This window comes from Amycolatopsis sp. NPDC033938 (assembly GCF_055575975.1).
The window spans coordinates 63,744-80,518 of record NZ_JBVIRO010000006.1 but is presented as its reverse complement, the minus strand read 5'-3'; the positions used below and the strand labels follow the sequence as shown (position 1 = coordinate 80,518).

General features: G+C 69.4%; 17 protein-coding genes. 12 read left to right on the top strand and 5 right to left on the bottom strand.

Annotated elements, in window-relative coordinates:
* Nucleotides 1–197 precede the first annotated feature (197 nt).
* Nucleotides 198–2,312, top strand: coding sequence for an acyltransferase family protein (locus ACZ5ZX_RS18305; protein ID WP_465503181.1), 2,115 nt, complete (start codon nucleotides 198–200; stop codon nucleotides 2,310–2,312).
* A 13-nt stretch (nucleotides 2,313–2,325) separates the two neighbouring features.
* On the opposite strand, the gene ACZ5ZX_RS18300 is transcribed toward ACZ5ZX_RS18305, so the two are convergent.
* On the bottom strand, nucleotides 2,326–2,751 hold the full coding sequence (locus tag ACZ5ZX_RS18300; RefSeq protein WP_465503180.1) for a PaaI family thioesterase: 426 nt from the start codon (nucleotides 2,749–2,751) through the stop codon (nucleotides 2,326–2,328).
* A gap of 439 nt (nucleotides 2,752–3,190) precedes the next feature.
* On the opposite strand from ACZ5ZX_RS18300, the gene ACZ5ZX_RS18295 reads away from it, so the two are divergent.
* Entirely contained in the window at nucleotides 3,191–5,977 is a 2,787-nt protein-coding gene (locus tag ACZ5ZX_RS18295; RefSeq protein ID WP_465503179.1) for an AfsR/SARP family transcriptional regulator, read from the top strand.
* A gap of 19 nt (nucleotides 5,978–5,996) precedes the next feature.
* Here ACZ5ZX_RS18295 and ACZ5ZX_RS18290 read toward each other — a convergent pair whose 3' ends face one another.
* Nucleotides 5,997–7,061 carry a DmpA family aminopeptidase gene (locus ACZ5ZX_RS18290; RefSeq protein ID WP_465503178.1) on the bottom strand — a complete coding sequence of 355 codons (1,065 nt, stop codon included), beginning with the start codon at nucleotides 7,059–7,061 and terminating at the stop codon, nucleotides 5,997–5,999.
* Nucleotides 7,058–7,669, bottom strand: a complete 612-nt coding sequence (locus ACZ5ZX_RS18285) for a TetR/AcrR family transcriptional regulator (protein WP_465503177.1) — start codon at nucleotides 7,667–7,669, stop codon at nucleotides 7,058–7,060. Before ACZ5ZX_RS18285 ends, ACZ5ZX_RS18290 begins: the two co-directional genes overlap by 4 nt.
* A 149-nt stretch (nucleotides 7,670–7,818) precedes the next feature.
* Here ACZ5ZX_RS18285 and ACZ5ZX_RS18280 point away from each other — a divergent pair, with 149 nt between their 5' ends.
* The gene (locus tag ACZ5ZX_RS18280; RefSeq protein WP_465503176.1) at nucleotides 7,819–9,195 is read left to right on the top strand and encodes an APC family permease; all 1,377 of its coding nucleotides are present in this window, start codon (nucleotides 7,819–7,821) and stop codon (nucleotides 9,193–9,195) included.
* A gap of 1 nt (nucleotide 9,196) precedes the next feature.
* Here ACZ5ZX_RS18280 and ACZ5ZX_RS18275 read toward each other — a convergent pair whose 3' ends face one another.
* On the bottom strand, nucleotides 9,197–9,763 hold the full coding sequence (locus tag ACZ5ZX_RS18275) for a helix-turn-helix domain-containing protein (protein WP_061982857.1): 567 nt from the start codon (nucleotides 9,761–9,763) through the stop codon (nucleotides 9,197–9,199).
* A 68-nt stretch (nucleotides 9,764–9,831) separates the two neighbouring features.
* Between ACZ5ZX_RS18275 and ACZ5ZX_RS18270 the strand changes: the two genes are divergently transcribed.
* The 5 genes from ACZ5ZX_RS18270 to ACZ5ZX_RS18250 all read left to right on the top strand — a co-directional run bounded on the left by ACZ5ZX_RS18270 (nucleotide 9,832) and on the right by ACZ5ZX_RS18250 (nucleotide 12,948).
* On the top strand, nucleotides 9,832–10,545 hold the full coding sequence (locus ACZ5ZX_RS18270) for an AzlC family ABC transporter permease (RefSeq protein WP_465503175.1): 714 nt from the start codon (nucleotides 9,832–9,834) through the stop codon (nucleotides 10,543–10,545).
* Nucleotides 10,545–10,865 (top strand): AzlD domain-containing protein, encoded by a 321-nt coding sequence (locus ACZ5ZX_RS18265; protein WP_465503174.1) that lies wholly within the window; start codon nucleotides 10,545–10,547, stop codon nucleotides 10,863–10,865. The genes ACZ5ZX_RS18270 and ACZ5ZX_RS18265 overlap by 1 nt, the downstream gene beginning before the upstream one ends.
* A 54-nt stretch (nucleotides 10,866–10,919) precedes the next feature.
* A complete protein-coding gene (gene pdxT / locus ACZ5ZX_RS18260; protein ID WP_465503173.1) occupies nucleotides 10,920–11,549 on the top strand; it encodes a pyridoxal 5'-phosphate synthase glutaminase subunit PdxT in 630 nt (209 codons plus the stop codon).
* A gap of 51 nt (nucleotides 11,550–11,600) precedes the next feature.
* Nucleotides 11,601–12,350, top strand: a complete 750-nt coding sequence (locus ACZ5ZX_RS18255; RefSeq protein ID WP_465503172.1) for a YebC/PmpR family DNA-binding transcriptional regulator — start codon at nucleotides 11,601–11,603, stop codon at nucleotides 12,348–12,350.
* A 67-nt stretch (nucleotides 12,351–12,417) separates the two neighbouring features.
* On the top strand, nucleotides 12,418–12,948 hold the full coding sequence (locus ACZ5ZX_RS18250) for a DUF4262 domain-containing protein (protein ID WP_465503171.1): 531 nt from the start codon (nucleotides 12,418–12,420) through the stop codon (nucleotides 12,946–12,948).
* A gap of 310 nt (nucleotides 12,949–13,258) precedes the next feature.
* Here ACZ5ZX_RS18250 and ACZ5ZX_RS18245 read toward each other — a convergent pair whose 3' ends face one another.
* Nucleotides 13,259–13,705, bottom strand: a complete 447-nt coding sequence (locus ACZ5ZX_RS18245) for a cupin domain-containing protein (RefSeq protein ID WP_465503170.1) — start codon at nucleotides 13,703–13,705, stop codon at nucleotides 13,259–13,261.
* A gap of 77 nt (nucleotides 13,706–13,782) precedes the next feature.
* Between ACZ5ZX_RS18245 and ruvC the strand changes: the two genes are divergently transcribed.
* From ruvC to yajC, 4 genes are all read left to right on the top strand, one after another.
* Nucleotides 13,783–14,382, top strand: a complete 600-nt coding sequence (gene ruvC, locus ACZ5ZX_RS18240) for a crossover junction endodeoxyribonuclease RuvC (protein WP_465503169.1) — start codon at nucleotides 13,783–13,785, stop codon at nucleotides 14,380–14,382.
* Nucleotides 14,379–14,978 (top strand): Holliday junction branch migration protein RuvA, encoded by a 600-nt coding sequence (ruvA, locus tag ACZ5ZX_RS18235; protein WP_465503168.1) that lies wholly within the window; start codon nucleotides 14,379–14,381, stop codon nucleotides 14,976–14,978. The genes ruvC and ruvA overlap by 4 nt, the downstream gene beginning before the upstream one ends.
* 8 nt (nucleotides 14,979–14,986) lie before the next feature.
* Entirely contained in the window at nucleotides 14,987–16,063 is a 1,077-nt protein-coding gene (gene ruvB, locus ACZ5ZX_RS18230) for a Holliday junction branch migration DNA helicase RuvB (RefSeq protein ID WP_465503167.1), read from the top strand.
* A 145-nt stretch (nucleotides 16,064–16,208) separates the two neighbouring features.
* Nucleotides 16,209–16,604 carry a preprotein translocase subunit YajC gene (gene yajC / locus ACZ5ZX_RS18225; protein WP_465503166.1) on the top strand — a complete coding sequence of 132 codons (396 nt, stop codon included), beginning with the start codon at nucleotides 16,209–16,211 and terminating at the stop codon, nucleotides 16,602–16,604.
* Nucleotides 16,605–16,775 lie beyond the last annotated feature (171 nt).

Sequence of the window (16,775 nt, the reverse complement as noted above, 5' to 3'; positions counted from 1 at the left end):
CGGACCCCGGGAGCAGGCGTGCCTGCCCCGGGGTCCGCTACGTGAGCGCCAGGCAGGTGCGTTGACGCCCTCGGGCAACGGCGATTTTCCTTGCCCGGGAGGGTGAACGCAGGTGTTCGAATCGACGTTCTACGCTCTTCGGTGAGCGGCCGTCATTATCCCAGCGCGGCCGAAGCGACGGGATAAGGGTTGTTGCGATGGCGCTCGCGCAGGTCGAAGACACGGTTCCACTGAGAGCGGTATCGGCCAAGCCGTCCGGCCAGCGTCGGGACATCCAGGGATTGCGTGCGCTGGCGGTCGGTTTGGTGATCGTCTATCACCTCCGGCCGGATTGGCTGCCTGGCGGTTTCGTCGGTGTCGACGTCTTCTTCGTCATCTCCGGCTACCTCATCATCGGCACCCTCACCGGCGAACTGCGCCGCACCGGGACCATCCGCCTGCGTGAGTTCTACGCGCGCCGCATCCGGCGTCTGCTGCCGGCCGCGTCGGTCGTCCTGCTGAGCACCGTGCTCGCGACCTGGCTGATCCTGCCGATCTCACGCTGGCCGGCCATCATGAGCGACGTCCTCACCTCCTCGCTGAACGTCCAGAACTGGGCGCTGGCCGCCAAGGCCGCCGATTACGCCCATGCCACGGCCGCCGTGTCACCGGTCCAGCACTTCTGGTCGCTCAGCGTCGAAGAGCAGTTCTATCTGGTCATCCCCCTGGTCCTGCTGTTCTGCGCTCGACTGGCCCACCGCGCCGGCCCGAAGGCCGCCCGCCACGCCGTCACGGCGGTCGCCATCGTCACCGCCGTGTCGTTCGTGTTCTCCGTCGTCTACAGCGAACTCGACCACGGCCGTGCCTACTTCGTGACGCCCACCCGGATGTGGGAACTCGGCCTCGGCGGCCTCGCCGCGCTGACCGTCCATCGGATCCGCCTCACGGGCCGGGTCCGGCTGATTCTCGGTTGGGGCGGGTTGGCCGCGGTCGTGGTCGGTTCGTTCCTGCTGACCACCGCGATGGCGTTCCCCGGCTACGTCGCTCTCCTGCCGACCCTGGGTACCGTCGGCTTGTTGCTGGCCGGGGTCGTCGCTTCGGACCAGCGCGTGGCACGGCGGGAAACCGCCGTCGTGCTCGGTCTCCAGCCGCTGCGCTACCTCGGCGACATCTCCTACAGCCTGTACCTCTGGCACTGGCCGGTCATCGTGGTGACCCTGCAGCTCGCGGGCGATACGGAACTGACGCCGCAGCAGGCGGCGGGTGCTTTCCTGCTGAGTCTGGCACTGGCCGTGGTGTCCAAACACGTGGTCGAAGACGCCTTCCGGGGCGGGAGTGCCGTCTCTCCGCCGTTCCGGCTCCACCTGCCCCGGCGCCGCAGTGCCTACCTCCTCGGTGCGGCCATGATCGCGATGACCGCGGTCTCCGCGGCGGTACCGTGGCAGTACGCCTCGGCGGAACTCGATCGCCTCGCGTCGGCCACCGGCCTCGACGAAGATCATCCGGGCGCCCTCACGCTGGACAGGGACAATCCGAGAGCGGCGCCGGAAGGTGTCCCGCTGACTCCTGACCCGGCGGTGGCGGGAAAGGACTGGCCGCTCAAGGATCAGGCCGTCAACTGCACCACATACGACATCGAGAACTGGCCGCCCACCGGCGACAAGTGCACGTACGGCGCGGCGACCGCGCCGAAGACCCTCGTATTGGTCGGCGATTCGCACGCGGCGATGTTCAGCACGGCCTTCGCCCGGTTCGTGCGTGAGCATCCTGAGTGGCGAGTGAAGATGATGCTGCGCAACGGCTGCCCCTTCAACGCCGTCGCGCCGGCCGGTCTCACCGTCTGCTCCGATCAGAACGAACTCGAACTCGCCGGAATCCTCGCCCTGAAGCCGGAACTCGTGGTGACCTCGGCGATGTCTCCCGCGTCTTACGACAAGGATCTCGGTTGGCGTTGGGAGTCGCGCGCGGAGGCCGTGGACGGTTACGAGGCCATGTTGCGGCGCATCTCCGACGCCGGTATCCGGACCGGAGTGATCCGCGATGTGCCCCGGCCTGTCAAGAACACCCCGCGTTGCCTGGAAAGCAATCCCGGACGGCACAAAGAATGCGACACCGCTCTGGGTGCCGCGTTCGGCCCGGACGAGGATCCCTTGGTGGAGGCCGCCCGGCGTGTGCCACGCTCGACGGTCGTCGACTTGACCCCGTGGCTCTGCGTCGGCGACGTGTGCCCGGCTGTCGTCGGTAACGTCGTGGTGTACCGGGACAATCACCTCACCGACACTTACGTGCGCACTCTCTACGGGCCGTTGACCGCGGGCTTCCGCCTGGGATGACAGGACCGGCGAATCAGGGGGTCGCGCCGTTCCTGGTCATCACACTTCCTTGTGCCGCGGCACTGAGCGTCGTGGTCCCGTCCTCGCCGACCACGCGGAGATCGCAGCGGCAGGTGGCTTGCCGTCGGCCGCTGTAGAGGACCCGTGCCTCCGCCACGAGCCGGACTCCTTGGGCAGGCCGTAGGTAGTCGATGCTGAAACCACTGGTGAGAATGGCCGGTCCCAGTGTCGTCCCGGCGGCGAAGGTGATCGCGTTGTCCGCGGCGTAGGCGAGTACCCCGCCGTGGAGATAGCCGTTCTGTTGCAACAGGTCTTCGCGGATGTCGAGTTCCAGGGTCGCCGCGCCGTCGCCGAACGAGGTCACCCGGGCACCGAGCAGAACGCTGAACGGTTGCGCGGCGAGGCCCTTCCGGGCGTCTTCTAGGGTCAGTACGGTCATCAGAGCCACGCTTTCAGATCGGCCAAATCCACCATGGGCATTCCCCAGCGCAGCGCCGCCACTTCGAGGTCGGCGCTGCTCGCCGATTCGCCCGGTGAACATGAATCAACACCCCGTTTTGACGCGGTACCCCGAAAGGTCCGGCGACGGCCGGACACAGGGACGCGGGGTCTCACCGCCTGGCCCCGGAATCACACCGGGTCGTTCCACCCCCTCGGCGGAACCGGCCGGCTGTACGGCCACACCGTGGAATCGCACCACGAGTCGATCATAGCCAGCTTGTGGGCCCCTTTCGAGAAAAACGGGCCGTCTACGGTCTCGCTCCGTTCCCGCTGACCGAGACCGTCCCCGACCGTTGAACGATTCGCCCGAACGGATGACGCCTGACCTCACTGAGCCGTGACACTCTTGGTTCAGGTGTCACATCAAAGGGGGCTTCATGAGGACAGGAGCACGCTTTTATCGCCTACTGGGGGAGCCGGCCGCCGAATGGGAGGGCGCGGATCTCCCGCTCGGTCCGCCGCAGGCTCGCCGGCTCTTCGCGCTACTGCTCATCGAGGCCGGGCAACTGGTCTCCTGCGACCGGATCATCGACGAACTCTGGGGTGGCGCCCCGCCGGCGTCGGCGAAGGTGCAGGTCCAGGGGCTGATCTCCGGCCTTCGCCGTGCTCTGCGGTCACCGCTGGGCGATCAGCCGATCCTGACCAGGGGAGCGGCGTACCTCCTCGACGCGCGACCTGAGGAGACCGACGGCGGCCGGTTCACCCGCCTGGCCGCCCACGGCCGCGAACTGCTCGCGCGCGGAAATCACCGCGAGGCGGCGCAACGGTTCCAGGAGGCGCTCGCGCTGTGGCGCGGGCCGGTGCTCGCCGGAGTCCAGGTCGCGGCCGAGGTCGTCGCGCGCTGGGAGGATCAGCGGCTTTCCGTGCTGGAGGACCGCGTCGAGGCCGAACTCGAGCTCGGCGAGCACGACCGGCTGGTGCCGGAGCTGCGCGAAATGCTCGCCGCGGCTCCGTTCCGCGAACGGACCTGCGGGCAGCTGATGACCGCGCTCGCCAGGGCGGGCCGGATGGCCGAGGCGCTCGACGTCTACGGGAAATGGCGCCGCGGGCTCGTCGACGAACTGGGTGTCGAGCCGTCCTCGGCGATCCGCGCGCTGCACGGTGAGATCCTGCGTGACGACCCGAATACGACCGCGCGCGATCATCCCGGGTACCGGGAACCCGCGGTGCCGAGCCAGTTGCCGCCCGGCATCCCGGACTTCGTCGGCCGCGAGGCGCTGGTCGCCGACCTGCTGGCGGAACTGGTCCCGGCCGGGGACCGCGGGACACCGCGGGTCCTGCTGCTCACCGGCGCGGGCGGGATCGGGAAGTCCTCCCTGGCGATCCGGCTCGCGCATGAGGTGGCCGGGGAATACCCGGACGGCAGGCTGTTCGCCGCCCTCCGCGGTACGACGAACGAACCACGGTCGCCGGAGGCCGTGCTCGCCGGCTTCCTCCGCGCGTTCGGCGTTCCCTCCGACGCGATCCCCGCCGACGTCGACGAGAGTGCCTGCCTGTTCCGGAGCCTGGTCCATGGGCGCCGGGTCCTGCTGGTCCTCGACGACGCCGCGGGCGAGGCCCAGCTGCGGCCGTTGCTGCCCGCCGGCGGCGGCTGCGCGGTGCTCGTCACGAGCAGGTTCGCCCTGGACGGCCTCGAAATCGGCCGTCCGATCCCGGTCGACGTCCTGCCGTCCGCCGACGCGGCCGCGCTGCTCGCGAGGCTCACCGGCAGCGGCGAGATCGACAAGGACTCCGTTGCCGCTCGGCAGGTTCTCGAGTACTGCGGCGGGCTGCCGCTGGCGCTGCGGATCGTCGGGAGCCGGATCGGCGACCGGTCCGGCTGGAGACTCGCCGACGTCGCCGTCGAGCTGTCCGTCGAACGGCGGCGGCTCGACTGGCTTCGTGCCGGCGATCTCGCGGTCCGCAGCAGTCTTTCCCTTGGTTACCGCCAACTGGCGCCGGACAGGCAGCGGCTCTTCCGCAGGCTGGGTCTCCTGCCCGCGGCGGATTTCCCGGCCTGGGCGGCCGGGCTCGCCGACGGCGGCACCCCTGACCATGTCGAGGGCGCGCTCGAAGATTTGAGACACCGGCACATGATCCAGCCGCTCTCTCGCGGAACCGGTACGCCCCGCTACCGGGTGCACGACCTGCTGCGCGCGTTCGCCGTCGAGGAGGTGGGCGCCGAGCCGGAGCGCGAACGCGCGGACGCCGTCGAACGGGTGCTCGGCGGGTGGCTCTGGCTCGCCGAGAAGGCGGCGGACCGGTTGCCCGGCAGTGTGCTCCGGCCCGAGCCAGGCACGGCTGCCCGCACGGCCGTCGACGAAACGCTGGTGGCCGACCCGCATTCGTGGTTCCAGGGCGAACTTCCCGCGCTGGAAGCCGTCGTCTCGCACGCGGCGGATGCCGGGCTCGGGGAGCTGGCCTGGGAGATCGCCGTCGTCGCGGCGTCCTACTTCGACCACAGTGGACTGTATGCGGAATGGTCGCGGTGTCATCGGCGCGCGCTCGAAGCGGCGAGGGCGTCGGGAAGCGCGCGCGGGGAAGCCGCGCTGCTGCGCGGAATCGGCCAGATCCACCTGTACTGGGACGACTATCCGGAGGCCGCCAGGACACTCACGGAGTCGTACCGGATCAGCGAGCGTATCGGCGATCCCGCCGGGCGGGCCAGGGCACTGGCCGGACTCTGCGTCCTCGCGCGGTCGACCGGACGGCACGAGGAATCACGGGCGATCGCGAAACGTGCGCTGGCGATCTTCACCGAGATCGGCGACGTGCTCGGCATGGCGCATCTCCACACGTCGCACGCGGTCGCGAGCGCCGAACTCGATCTGCTCGACGAGGCCGAGGCGGAACTGGACGAGGCCTGGCGGCTCTGCGTCGAACTGGACGATCCGCACCGGATGGCGCTCGTCCTGCGCAGGCAAGGACAACTGCATCTGCGGCGCCGGGACCCGCGTGGCGCGATGTCCTGCCTGCGTCGCGCGCTGGAACTGCTCGAATCGCTCTCCGACGAACTCTGTGCCGCGCAGGTCCGGCTCGACATCGGCCGGACCTACACGACACTGGGGGAGCGGCAGGCCGCGGCGAAGGTGCTCACCGGCGCGTCCTCGCAGTTCACCGGGGCGGGCAACCGCAGCAGCGCGGCCGCCTGCGCGCGTCTGCTCGGCGCCCTGTCCGGTTCCTGACCGACGAAACGCGAGGGGGTCAGGGGTGCCAACGTGAAGTCGGGAGTGCGGGGACCCGGTGACCGAGGTGGCCGGTCATCTCCTGGTTCGCGAAGAGCGCGTTGAGCACCGCCTCTTCGGTCGCCTGCACCACGGCTTCGAAGAACGGGTCGAGCCTGCCCCACGGAACGAACCGGAGGCTCTCGTACTCGGCCTCCTCGGTGCGCGGGAACCGGCTGCTGAGCGCGCCCGGGTTCGCCGTGCTGAAGGTGAGGAAGAGGTCACCGGAGAAGTGCGAGCCCGTGGTGCCGGTCCGGGCGAGGCCCAGCGGGACCCGGCGGGCGAGCGAGGTGCACTGGCCGGGCAGCAAAGGAGCGTCGGTGCCCACGATCACGATCACCGACCCCGCGCCCGACGGCGCCGTCCAGTCCTCCTCCATCGGGTTGTCCTCGCCCAGTGCGAGCCCGACCGGTTCGCCGGCGACGGTGAGTTCGCGGCGCGAGCCGAAGTTGGCCTGTACCAACACACCCACGGTGTACTCGTCGTCCCCGTAGGACACCAGGCGCGAGGCAGTGCCGGTGCCGCCCTTGAAGCCGTAGCAGGTCATCCCGGTCCCACCGCCGACGGAACCCTCGTCGATCGCCCCGCCTCGCGCGGAGTCGATCGCGGCGACGGCGTGTCCACTGTGGACTGTCGGCGCGGTGCTGTCGTTCAGGTAGCCGTCCCAGGTTTCGGCGACCACCGGCAGCAGCCATTCCGCGGCGACGTCCGGCCGTTCGCGGACCACCCAGTCGATCACGCCGCGATGGCACGGGCCGACAGCGTGCGTCGAAGTGATCAGCACCGGCAGGGTCAGCGATCCGGTCTCGGCGAGCCAAGCGGTTCCGGTCATCTCGCCGTTGCCGTTGAGGGCATAGGTCCCGGCCGCGCACGGCACGGCGAAATCCTCGCGGCCGCGCGGCAGGACGGCGGTGACACCGGTGCGCACCGAGTCGCCCTCGACGAGGGTCGTGAACCCGACCTCGACTCCGGGGACGTCGGTGAGCGCGTTGTGCTCGCCGGTCCGGCCGGGCAGGGGGACACCCAGGTCGCGGGCGCGGGTCACTTCCGTTCCTCCAAGGGGTGGGCGGTGGCGGTGCGGGCGTAGGAGAGCAACATCGCTTCGGCGGTGGCGGTTTCCAGCGTCGGTACGGCCTGGGTGAGATGCAGGCCGTAGCCGTCCTCCAGCGCGACCAGGTTCCGCGCGATCGACACCGCGTCGGCGGTCAGGGTGAACTCGCCGGTGGCCGAGCCGGCTTCGAGGATGCCGGTGTAAATCCGCACCTGTTGTTCGAAGAGCGTGATGTGGCGCGCCGCGTACACGGGATCGCGCCGGGCGATGGTGCCGAGTTCGTAGAGCAGTACGCAGAGCTCGTCGTCCGGGCCGGTCGGCAGGCCGCTGCGGATCATCGAGCGCAGCCGCTCTCCCGGATCCGTCTTCGCGGCGGCTGCCTGCTCCCTCGCCGAGCAGAAGCGCGCCACTGCCTCCCGCTGCACCTCTTGGAGCAGGTCGTCGAGGGTGGGGAAGTAGTACAGGATCGATCCGGACGACATGCCCGCGCCCTCGGCGATGTCCCGCAGCCGCAGGTTCAGCACTCCTCGTTCGAGGACGGCACGTCTCGCCACCTCGATCAGCTCGGCTCGTCGTTCCGGTGCCTTGCTCGGTCTCGCCATGGCTCCATTCTTCGAATCTTGTTCAAAAAATGCAACCCCGGATCCGGATCGGCTCTTGACGTCACAACGAGAAGAGCCTTTGATGCGTGCTCAACAGTTTTTCGAAGGAGACTCAAAGAACCGATTCCCGCCCCCACTGGAGGTCGGCCGTGTCCACTCCCGCACTACGCCGCGGTCTGCGCACCCTCGGCACACTGCTCATCACGCTCTCCGCGATCAGCCCGGCCTCGTCGGTCTTCATCATCGCGCCGGGGGTCGTCTCCGGCGCCGGTACGGGCGCCTTCTACAGCTTCGTGGCCGCCGCGGTCGTCGGCGTGTTCATGGCCTTCGTCTACGCCGAACTCGCGTCGGCGTTCCCGCTGGCAGGCGGGGAGTACGCGATCGTCACCCGCACCCTCGGCAGGCTGCCGGGGTTCGCCGTACTGGGCTTGATGATCATCACCCAGGTGCTCATCGTCGCGGTCATCGCGCTCGGCGTCGGCACCTACCTCGGGGTGCTGATGCCCGGTGTGCCAGGTCCGGTGATCGCGGCGGTGACCTGCGCCGTCGCCGCCGTGGTCGGGGTGTTCGACATCAAGCTCAACGCCTGGGTGACCGGGATCTTCCTGGCCATCGAGATCCTCGCGCTGATCGTGGTCAGCGCGCTCGGCCTGCTGAATCCGGCGCGTTCGTTCGGCGAGCTGCTCGCGCATCCGGTCGCCCCGGACGGCGGCCCGGCGACGGTCGGCGCCATCGCGATCGCCACCTCGGTCGCGATCTTCGCCTACAACGGCTACGGCTCGGCGGTGTACTTCGGCGAGGAGACGCAGAACGCCTCCCGCGGGATCGCCCGCGCGATCCTGTTCGCGCTCGGCATCACCGTCCTCGCCGAACTGGTCCCGGTGACCGCCGTGCTGCTCGGCGCGCCCGACCTGAACGCCCTGTTCGCCTCGGGGAACATGTTGTCCCACTTCATCGACTCACGGGGCGGCGGCACGCTCGGCACGGTGATCGGCCTGGCGGTCGCGCTCGCGATCGTCAACGCGGTGCTGGCGATCGTGCTGATCAGCTCGCGGATGCTGTTCAGCAGTGGCCGCGACCGCGCGTGGCCGTCGCCGGTCAACCGCGCGCTGGCCGCGGTGCATCCGAAGTTCGGGACGCCGTGGGTGGCCACCGTCGGCACCGGGCTGGTGGCCGCGCTGCTCTGCTTCGTCGACCCGAAACTGCTGCTGGTGGTGACGAGCACGTCGATCGTGGCGGTCTACGCGGCGCTCTGCCTCGGCGCGATCGTCGGCCGCCGCACCGGCGCCACCGCGCACGCCGAGTATCGGATGCCCTGGTTCCCGGTCGCGCCGGTGCTGGCGCTCGCAGTCCTGGTGTTCGTCGTCTACCAGAACCTGCTCGACCCGGCGGTGGGCAGGCCGAGCCTGATCGTCACGGCCTGCGTCGCCCTGCTCTCGATCGCGTACTACGTTTTCGTGCTCCGGAGGAGGGGTGGCTGGAAGCTCGCCGACGTCACCGAAGAGAAGGCCGAGGAGCCCGCCTGAATCAGGTGTACTCGGCGATCTCCACGCCGTAGGTGCCCGGTTCGAGTGCCTCGAAGATGTGCGGGACGTCGCCGGGGTAGCAGATGTAGTCGCCGGGCAGCAGTTCGACCGGCTCGTCCCGCGGTCCGACCTTGGCGCGGCCCGCGCTGAGGACGATGTGCTCGACGATGCCGCTCATATGCGGATCCGAGAGCCGGGGTTTCCCGGGCTCGGCGCGAATCAGGTACACGTCGCGCCGGGCACCGGGCGGGCAGGAGCTGAGCAGTGTGCACGCGTAGTCGGCGTGTTCGGCGAACACCGTCGGCCCGCTGCCCGAGCGGATCACCTGCACGCGGGGGCGTTCGGGCTCGACCACCCGGGAGAACGGGACGTCGAGCGCGACGCACAACGCCCAGATCGTCTCGACGCTCGGATTCCCGGTGCCGGACTCCAGCTGGGAGAGCGTCGACTTCGCGATCCCGGCGCGTTTGGCGACCTCGGTGAGGGACAGCCCGGTGCGGGCGCGTTCCCGGCGCAGGGACGTGGCGATGACGTCCAGTGGTGCGCCGTCGGACGCGGTCGGGGACATGCGTTCGCTCCATCGGTCGTTTCGTTCGCCTTGACGAACACGGTGGCGTTCGTTCATTGTATGACGCTATGCGTTCGATATGGCGAACAACCACTCGTGTCCTGGGGCGCGATCTTCTCCGTGACATCGGGCTGGTCTGCCTCGCCGACACCATTGTCGGCATCTCCTACGGCGCGATCGCGGTGGGCTCCGGCTTCCCGATCTGGGCGCCGATGCTGCTTTCGGTGCTGGTCTTCGCCGGCGCCTCGCAGTTCATGTTCGTCGGCATCATCGCCGCCGGTGGCAGCCCGGTCGCGGCCGTCGCGGCGGGCCTGCTGGCCAACGCGCGGCATCTGCCGTTCGGCTTCGCGATCGGCGACGTCCTGGGGAAGCGCTGGTCGACGAGGCTTGTCGGCAGCCATCTCATGATCGACGAATCCGTCGCGTTCGCGCTGGCCCAACGGGACGAGGAACGGCGCCGGGCCGCGTACTGGGTCTGCGGCATCGGGCTGTTCGTGTGCTGGAACATCGGCGTCCTCGCCGGTGCCTACGCCGGGACCGCGATCAGCGACACCGACGCGTTCGGTCTCGACGCGGCGTTCCCCGCCGTCCTGCTCGCGCTGGTCCTGCCGTCGCTGCGGGACCGTGCCGCCCGGCTGCCCGTGTTCCTGGGGGTGGCCGTCGCGCTGGCCACGACGCCGTTCCTGCCCGCCGGGCTGCCGGTGCTGCTCGCGCTGGTCGGCGTACTGGCCGGGGTCGCCGCGAAGGAACCCGCCGACCGTGAACCCGAGGGAGTGCACTGATGGACCCGCTGGACCTGATCATCGCGGGCGGCGTGCTCGCCGTCGGGACCTTCGCCTTCCGCTTCGCCGGACCGGTCCTGAAAGCCCGGTTCACGGTTTCGCCCAAGGCAGAAAAGCTGATGACGCGCTCGGCCATCGTCCTGCTGGCCGCGCTGGTCGCGGTCGCCGCGCTGACCGAGGGACACGAGTTCGCCGGTTACGCCCGGCCAGCCGGTGTCCTGGTCGGCGGCGTGCTCGCCTGGCGTAAAGCGCCGTTCGCCCTGGTCGTCGTCGCGGCCGCCGCGACCGCCGCACTCCTGCGGCTCGCCGGGGTCCCCTGACCTGGCCGTTCCCCGGGACGCCTAAGCTGGGGGGAAGGTCTTTCGGGAGGTCGAGTGGCGATCGCGACGGGGGCACAGCCGGTGGTCGGCGTGCTCGCACTGCAAGGTGACGTGCGGGAGCACGCCGCGATGGTGGAACGCGCGGGCGCCCGCGCGCTGCCCGTCCGCCGCGCGAGCGAACTGTCCGAAGTGGACGGTCTGGTACTGCCGGGTGGCGAATCGACCACCATGTCGAGGCTCCTGGAGAGCTTCGAACTGCTCGAACCCCTGCAGGAACGCATCGCGGACGGACTGCCCGCGTTCGGCTCCTGCGCCGGGATGATCCTGCTCGCCCGCCAGGCCCTCGACGGACGGCCTGACCAGCGGCAACTCGGCGGGCTCGACGTCGTCGTCCGGCGCAACGCGTTCGGGCGGCAGGTCGACTCGTTCGAAGCCGACCTCGACTTCACCGGTATCGAAGGCGGTCCGGTGCACGCTGTGTTCATCCGCGCCCCGTGGGTGGAGAAGGCGGGCGACGGGGTGGAAGTACTCGCCAGTGTCCCCGAAATACCGGGCTCGGACGACGCGGCCGCTAGGATCGTCGCGGTCCGGCAGGGGGCGGTACTCGCCACGTCGTTCCATCCCGAACTCACCGGGGACGAACGCGTGCACAGGCTGTTCGTCGACCTCGTGCGGCAGGCTTAAGCAAAACCGACACTGTGCTCAGCGGCGGGCACAGGAGTAGATGGAGGAGAGATGAGCGGCCACTCCAAGTGGGCCACCACGAAGCACAAGAAGGCCAACCTGGACGCGAAGCGCGGCAAGCTCTTCGCCCGGTTGATCAAGAACATCGAGGTGGCGGCACGGACCGGCGGTGGCGACCCGGATGGCAATCCGACGCTCTACGACGCCATCCAGAAGGCGAAGAAGAACTCGGTCCCGCAGGACAACATCGAGCGCGCCCGCAAACGTGGTGCCGGTGAAGAGGCCGGTGGCGCCGACTGGCAGACCATCACCTACGAAGGCTACGGCCCGAACGGTGTGGCCGTGCTGATCGAATGCCTCACCGACAACAAGAACCGCGCCGCGATGGAGGTACGGACCGCCCTCACCCGGAACAACGGCTCCCTCGCCGACCCGGGTTCGGTCGCCTACATGTTCAACCGCAAGGGCGTCGTGATCATGCCCAAGGGTGACGCCGCCGAGGACGACGTCCTCATGGCCGTGCTCGACGCGGGCGCCGAAGAGGTCAACGACCTCGACGAGAACTTCGAGATCGTCTCCGAGGCCACCGATCTCGTCCCGGTCCGGAAAGCCTTGCAGGAAGCCGGTTTCGAGTACGAGTCCGCGGATCTCACCTTCCTGCCGTCGGTCAGCGTCCCGCTGGACGTCGACGGTGCGAAGAAGGTCTTCAAGCTCATCGACGCGCTCGAAGACTGCGACGACGTACAGAACGTCTATGCGAACTTCGACGTCTCTGACGAGGTCATGGCCGAGGTCGGCTGATCGTTTTTCCAGTCATGCCGCGGAAAATCCGTCCCGGGGCTAGGTGCGGGCGCGGACGTGGGGCAGAATGTCGCGCGTGACGACCTCCGAAGCCGATGCCCTCACCGCCGAAGAAACCGAACTCATCCAGTGGATCGAGTCGCAGGCGAAGGCGAGAGGGAACGCGGTCATCGCGGTCGCGGGCGACGAGGAGGAAGCGGGCTTCTGCTTCACCGCGTGCGCCTGGGCGCTGCACAGCGTCGCGGAAGCGGTCGTGATCGGGCTGCCCGAGCACATGGGGCCGGTCCTGCTCGACGCCTACGTCGACCGCGCGGCCAACGGTGAGATCTTCGAGGTCGGCAAGCGCTACGACGATTTCTTCGAGGGCGCGCCGGTGGTCTTCGAACGGGTCGCGAAGGGGCACTATCCCGAGTACTTCGGGAGCGCGTTCCTGATCTACCCGGACGGGGACTTCCCGGCGCTGCAGCTGATCGTCGCCACACCGGACGGACACTTCCCCTGGCACCCGGACGCGCCGGAGGGCTTCGCGCGGTATCAGCCGGTGCTGACCGAATCCGGCGACCCGGAGAGCTGGACGCCGGGCGTCGACGGTCCCTGAGGTCGCTGCTGAGCGTGCTATGAAAGGTCCTTTCCTTGCAAGATTTGCGAGGAAAGGACCTTTCATGGCATCCGTCGTCTTGGTTCGCGGTGCTTCTCGGCAGGGGTGAGGCGGGCCTCGGGGTAATCGTGAGTGGTGAGTGGTGAGTGTCGTTCTGGCGAAGGGTGTTTTAGGTACATACGCGGATGGAGGTCCGGTAGCGGCCGTCACGAGCCTCAGCGGCCTCAGCCGTTGTGAGCCAGGCCGCGGACCACCCCGACCGACCCGGTACCGGCCGCAAGCGGCGCATTCAGAGGACCAAATGCGGACCTCACGAGAGCCAGGGTGCCAGGTCCTCCACCGCCCCCGGCCACTCCGCGGCCAACGCCGCCGCGGAACGGAACTCCACACAGTCGTCCGTATAAGGCGGCACCACCACAGTCCCGAGCAGGCTCCACTCACCGGTACTCACCGACGCCTGCCACACCCCGGCGGGCACCACCACCTGCGGACGCTGACCGCCCGCGACGTCCGGTCCCAGTACTGGCCGCGAGATCCGGCCGTCCGGGAACAACAACAGCATCCGGACCGGCGCCCCGGCGTGATGGGCGTAGATCTCCAGCCGGTCGAGCCGGTGCGGCGCCGAGGTTTCCGGCGGTACCAGCAGGTAGTAGATCGCCGACGCGGTCTCGTCGCGCCAGCTCTGCGCCCAGCGGCCACCTTCCACGGGCAGCGGCTGGAGACCCAGATGAGCGGTGAAGTCGGCAGGGCTCGGCATGTCTCCATCCTGCCGTCGATCGCTCCGGGTAGCCTCAGGCTCGAACGGATGTTCGTGAAACCGGCGGAGGGAAACACGTGCGGGTACTCGGGGTCGACCCCGGTCTGACCAGGTGCGGGCTCGGCGTGGTCGACGGCGGCACGGGCCGCACCGTCCGCGCGGTGGCCGTCGACGTCGTGCGGACCTCGCCGGACGCCGACCTTTCCGTGCGTCTGCTGGGGATCTCCGACGCCGTCGAGCGCTGGATGGATCGCTACAAGCCCGAAGCGGTCGCCGTGGAACGGGTTTTCGCGCAGCACAACGTGCGCACCGCGATGGGCACCGCGCAGGCGGGCGGGGTCGTGGCGCTCGCGGCCGCCCGGCGCGGGCTGCCGGTCGTGTTCCACACGCCGAGTGAGGTGAAGGCGGCCGTCACCGGCTCCGGCCGTGCGGACAAGGCGCAGGTCACCGGTATGGTCATGCGGCTGCTCGGCCTCGAAGTCAAACCGCATCCGGCGGACGCCGCGGACGCGCTCGCGCTCGCGATCTGCCATCTCTGGCGCGAGCCGATGCGGGTCCGGCTCGCCGAAGCCGAGGCCAGGGCGGCCGAGATCGCCAAGAACCACAAGGCCAGGCTCGCCGCCGCGGCACAGCGCGCCAAACAACACGAAGCGAAAGCGCAAGGAGCGGCTCGATGATCTCCTCGGTACGCGGTGAAATCCTCTCCATCGGCCTCGACCACGTCGTGATCGAGGTCGGGGGAGTCGGCTTCGCCGTGCAGGCCACGCCCGCCACACTCGCGACGCTTCGCCGCGGAGAAGAGGCGATGCTGCACACCGCGCTCGTGGTCCGCGAGGATTCCTTGACGTTGTTCGGTTTCGCCGACGCCGACGCCCGCGAGCTGTTCGGCCTCCTGCAGACGGTCTCCGGGATCGGCCCGCGGCTCGCGCTGGCGACGCTGGCGGTGCTCGATCCGGACAAACTGCGGTCCGCGCTGGTCGAAGGCAACATCACCGTGCTGACCCAGGTGCCCGGCATCGGCCGCAAGGGCGCCGAGCGGCTGACCCTCGAACTGCGCGACAAGGTCACCGCGCTCGCCGGCCCGACCGACGGCTCCCCGGTGGTCACCGCACCCGGCGTGCTCCGGGGCGAGGTCGTCGAAGCGCTCGCGGGCCTCGGTTTCCCGGCCAAGCAGGCCGAACAGGCCGTCGACAAGGTGCTCAGTGAGGGCGACGGACATACGACGGCCTCCGTGCTGCGCGCCGCGTTGGCCACCCTCGGGCGTAAGCGGTAGCCGGCCACATGGACTATGAGGCCGTGACGGATTTCGACGCCGAGGAAGAGACGCTTTCGGCGCTGCCGCAGACCGGCGAACGCGAGGTCGAGACCACACTGCGCCCGCGCAAACTCGACGAGTTCGTCGGCCAGCCGCGGGTACGCGAACAGCTCGAACTCGTACTGGAAAGCGCGCGCCGCCGGGGTGTCCCGCCGGACCATGTCCTGCTCTCCGGGCCGCCGGGGCTTGGCAAGACGAGTATGGCGATGATCGTCGCCGCCGAACTCAACGCCGCCATCCGGATCACCTCCGGTCCGGCGCTGGAACGGGCGGGTGACCTCGCCGCGATGCTGTCCAACCTGGCGCCCGGCGACGTCCTGTTCATCGACGAGATCCACCGCATCGCCCGCCCAGCCGAGGAAATGCTGTACCTCGCGATGGAGGACTTCCGCGTCGACGTCGTCGTCGGCAAGGGGCCCGGCGCCACCAGCATCCCGCTGGAGATCGCGCCGTTCACGCTGGTCGGGGCCACGACACGGTCCGGTTCGCTGACCGGGCCGCTGCGTGACCGGTTCGGTTTCACCGGCCAGATGGAGTTCTACACCGACAGCGAACTGGAACTCGTCGCGCGCCGCGCCGCCACCATTCTCGACGTCGACATCGACCGGGACGGTTGCGCGGAGATCGCCCGCCGGTCCCGTGGCACCCCCCGGATCGCGAACCGGCTGCTGCGGCGGGTGCGCGACTACGCCGAGGTCCGGGCCGACGGCAAGGTCACGCGCAAGATCGCGCGCGCCGCGCTGGAGGTCTACGACGTCGACGAACTCGGCCTCGACAGGCTCGACCGCGCGGTGCTGACGGCACTGGTGCGGTCCTTCGGCGGCGGTCCGGTCGGCGTGTCGACACTGGCCGTCGCGGTGGGGGAAGAACCCACCACCGTCGAGGAGGTGTGTGAGCCTTACCTGGTCCGCGCCGGTATGCTCGCCCGCACTCCTCGCGGCCGGGTCGCCACAGCGGCCGCTTGGGAGCACCTCGGACTGACGGCTCCGGCCGGTGCCACGCGCGGCGATCAGGGCGGCCCGACCCTGTTCGACCAGGACTGACCGGACCGTGCACGCGGTACGGGGCCCGTGGTGGCGACGGGTGGTGGTGGAGTTTCCGCTGGCACCTGGCACACTCGGGTAGAGCACACCCCGCCAAATCGGACAAAACAGCGCACCGCGCGGCGTCCGCTCGAAATGGAGAACCATGAACCAGTTATTGCTGCCGCTGCTCCTGATGCTCGTTGTGGCGATTCCGCTCGTCATGGGCACCCGTAAGCAGAAGAAGGCGGCGGCAGCGCAGCAGGAGCTGCTCGCGAGCCTCGCTCCCGGCGACCGGGTGATGACCACCTCCGGTCTCTACGCGTCTGTCGCCGACGCCTCCGCCGACACCACGATCGACCTCGAGATCGCCCCCGGTGTCGTGACCACCTGGCTGCGCCAGGCCGTCCGCGAGAAGGTCGAGCCGGTCGTCGAGACCGACGAAGACACCATCGACGACGAAGCCGTCGACGAGACGGTCGTCGAGGCGAAGGACGACGAGCGCGTCGAGGAGAAGTCGGGCGCGCAGATCGCCCCGCCGCTGGAGCACGGCAAGAAGTAGCGGTTGTAAGGCCATCCCCGACACCAGACTTTCGTAGGTGCGGGGGCAACGCCGGGCTCACGCAGCACCGAGTAGTGTCTCGGTGCTGCGTGCGTGTCCGTCGTCATAGTCGTGCCCGTTCATCGGGCAACGTCATCGAGGCACGTTCGCGGTACCACCGGACTCCCGTCC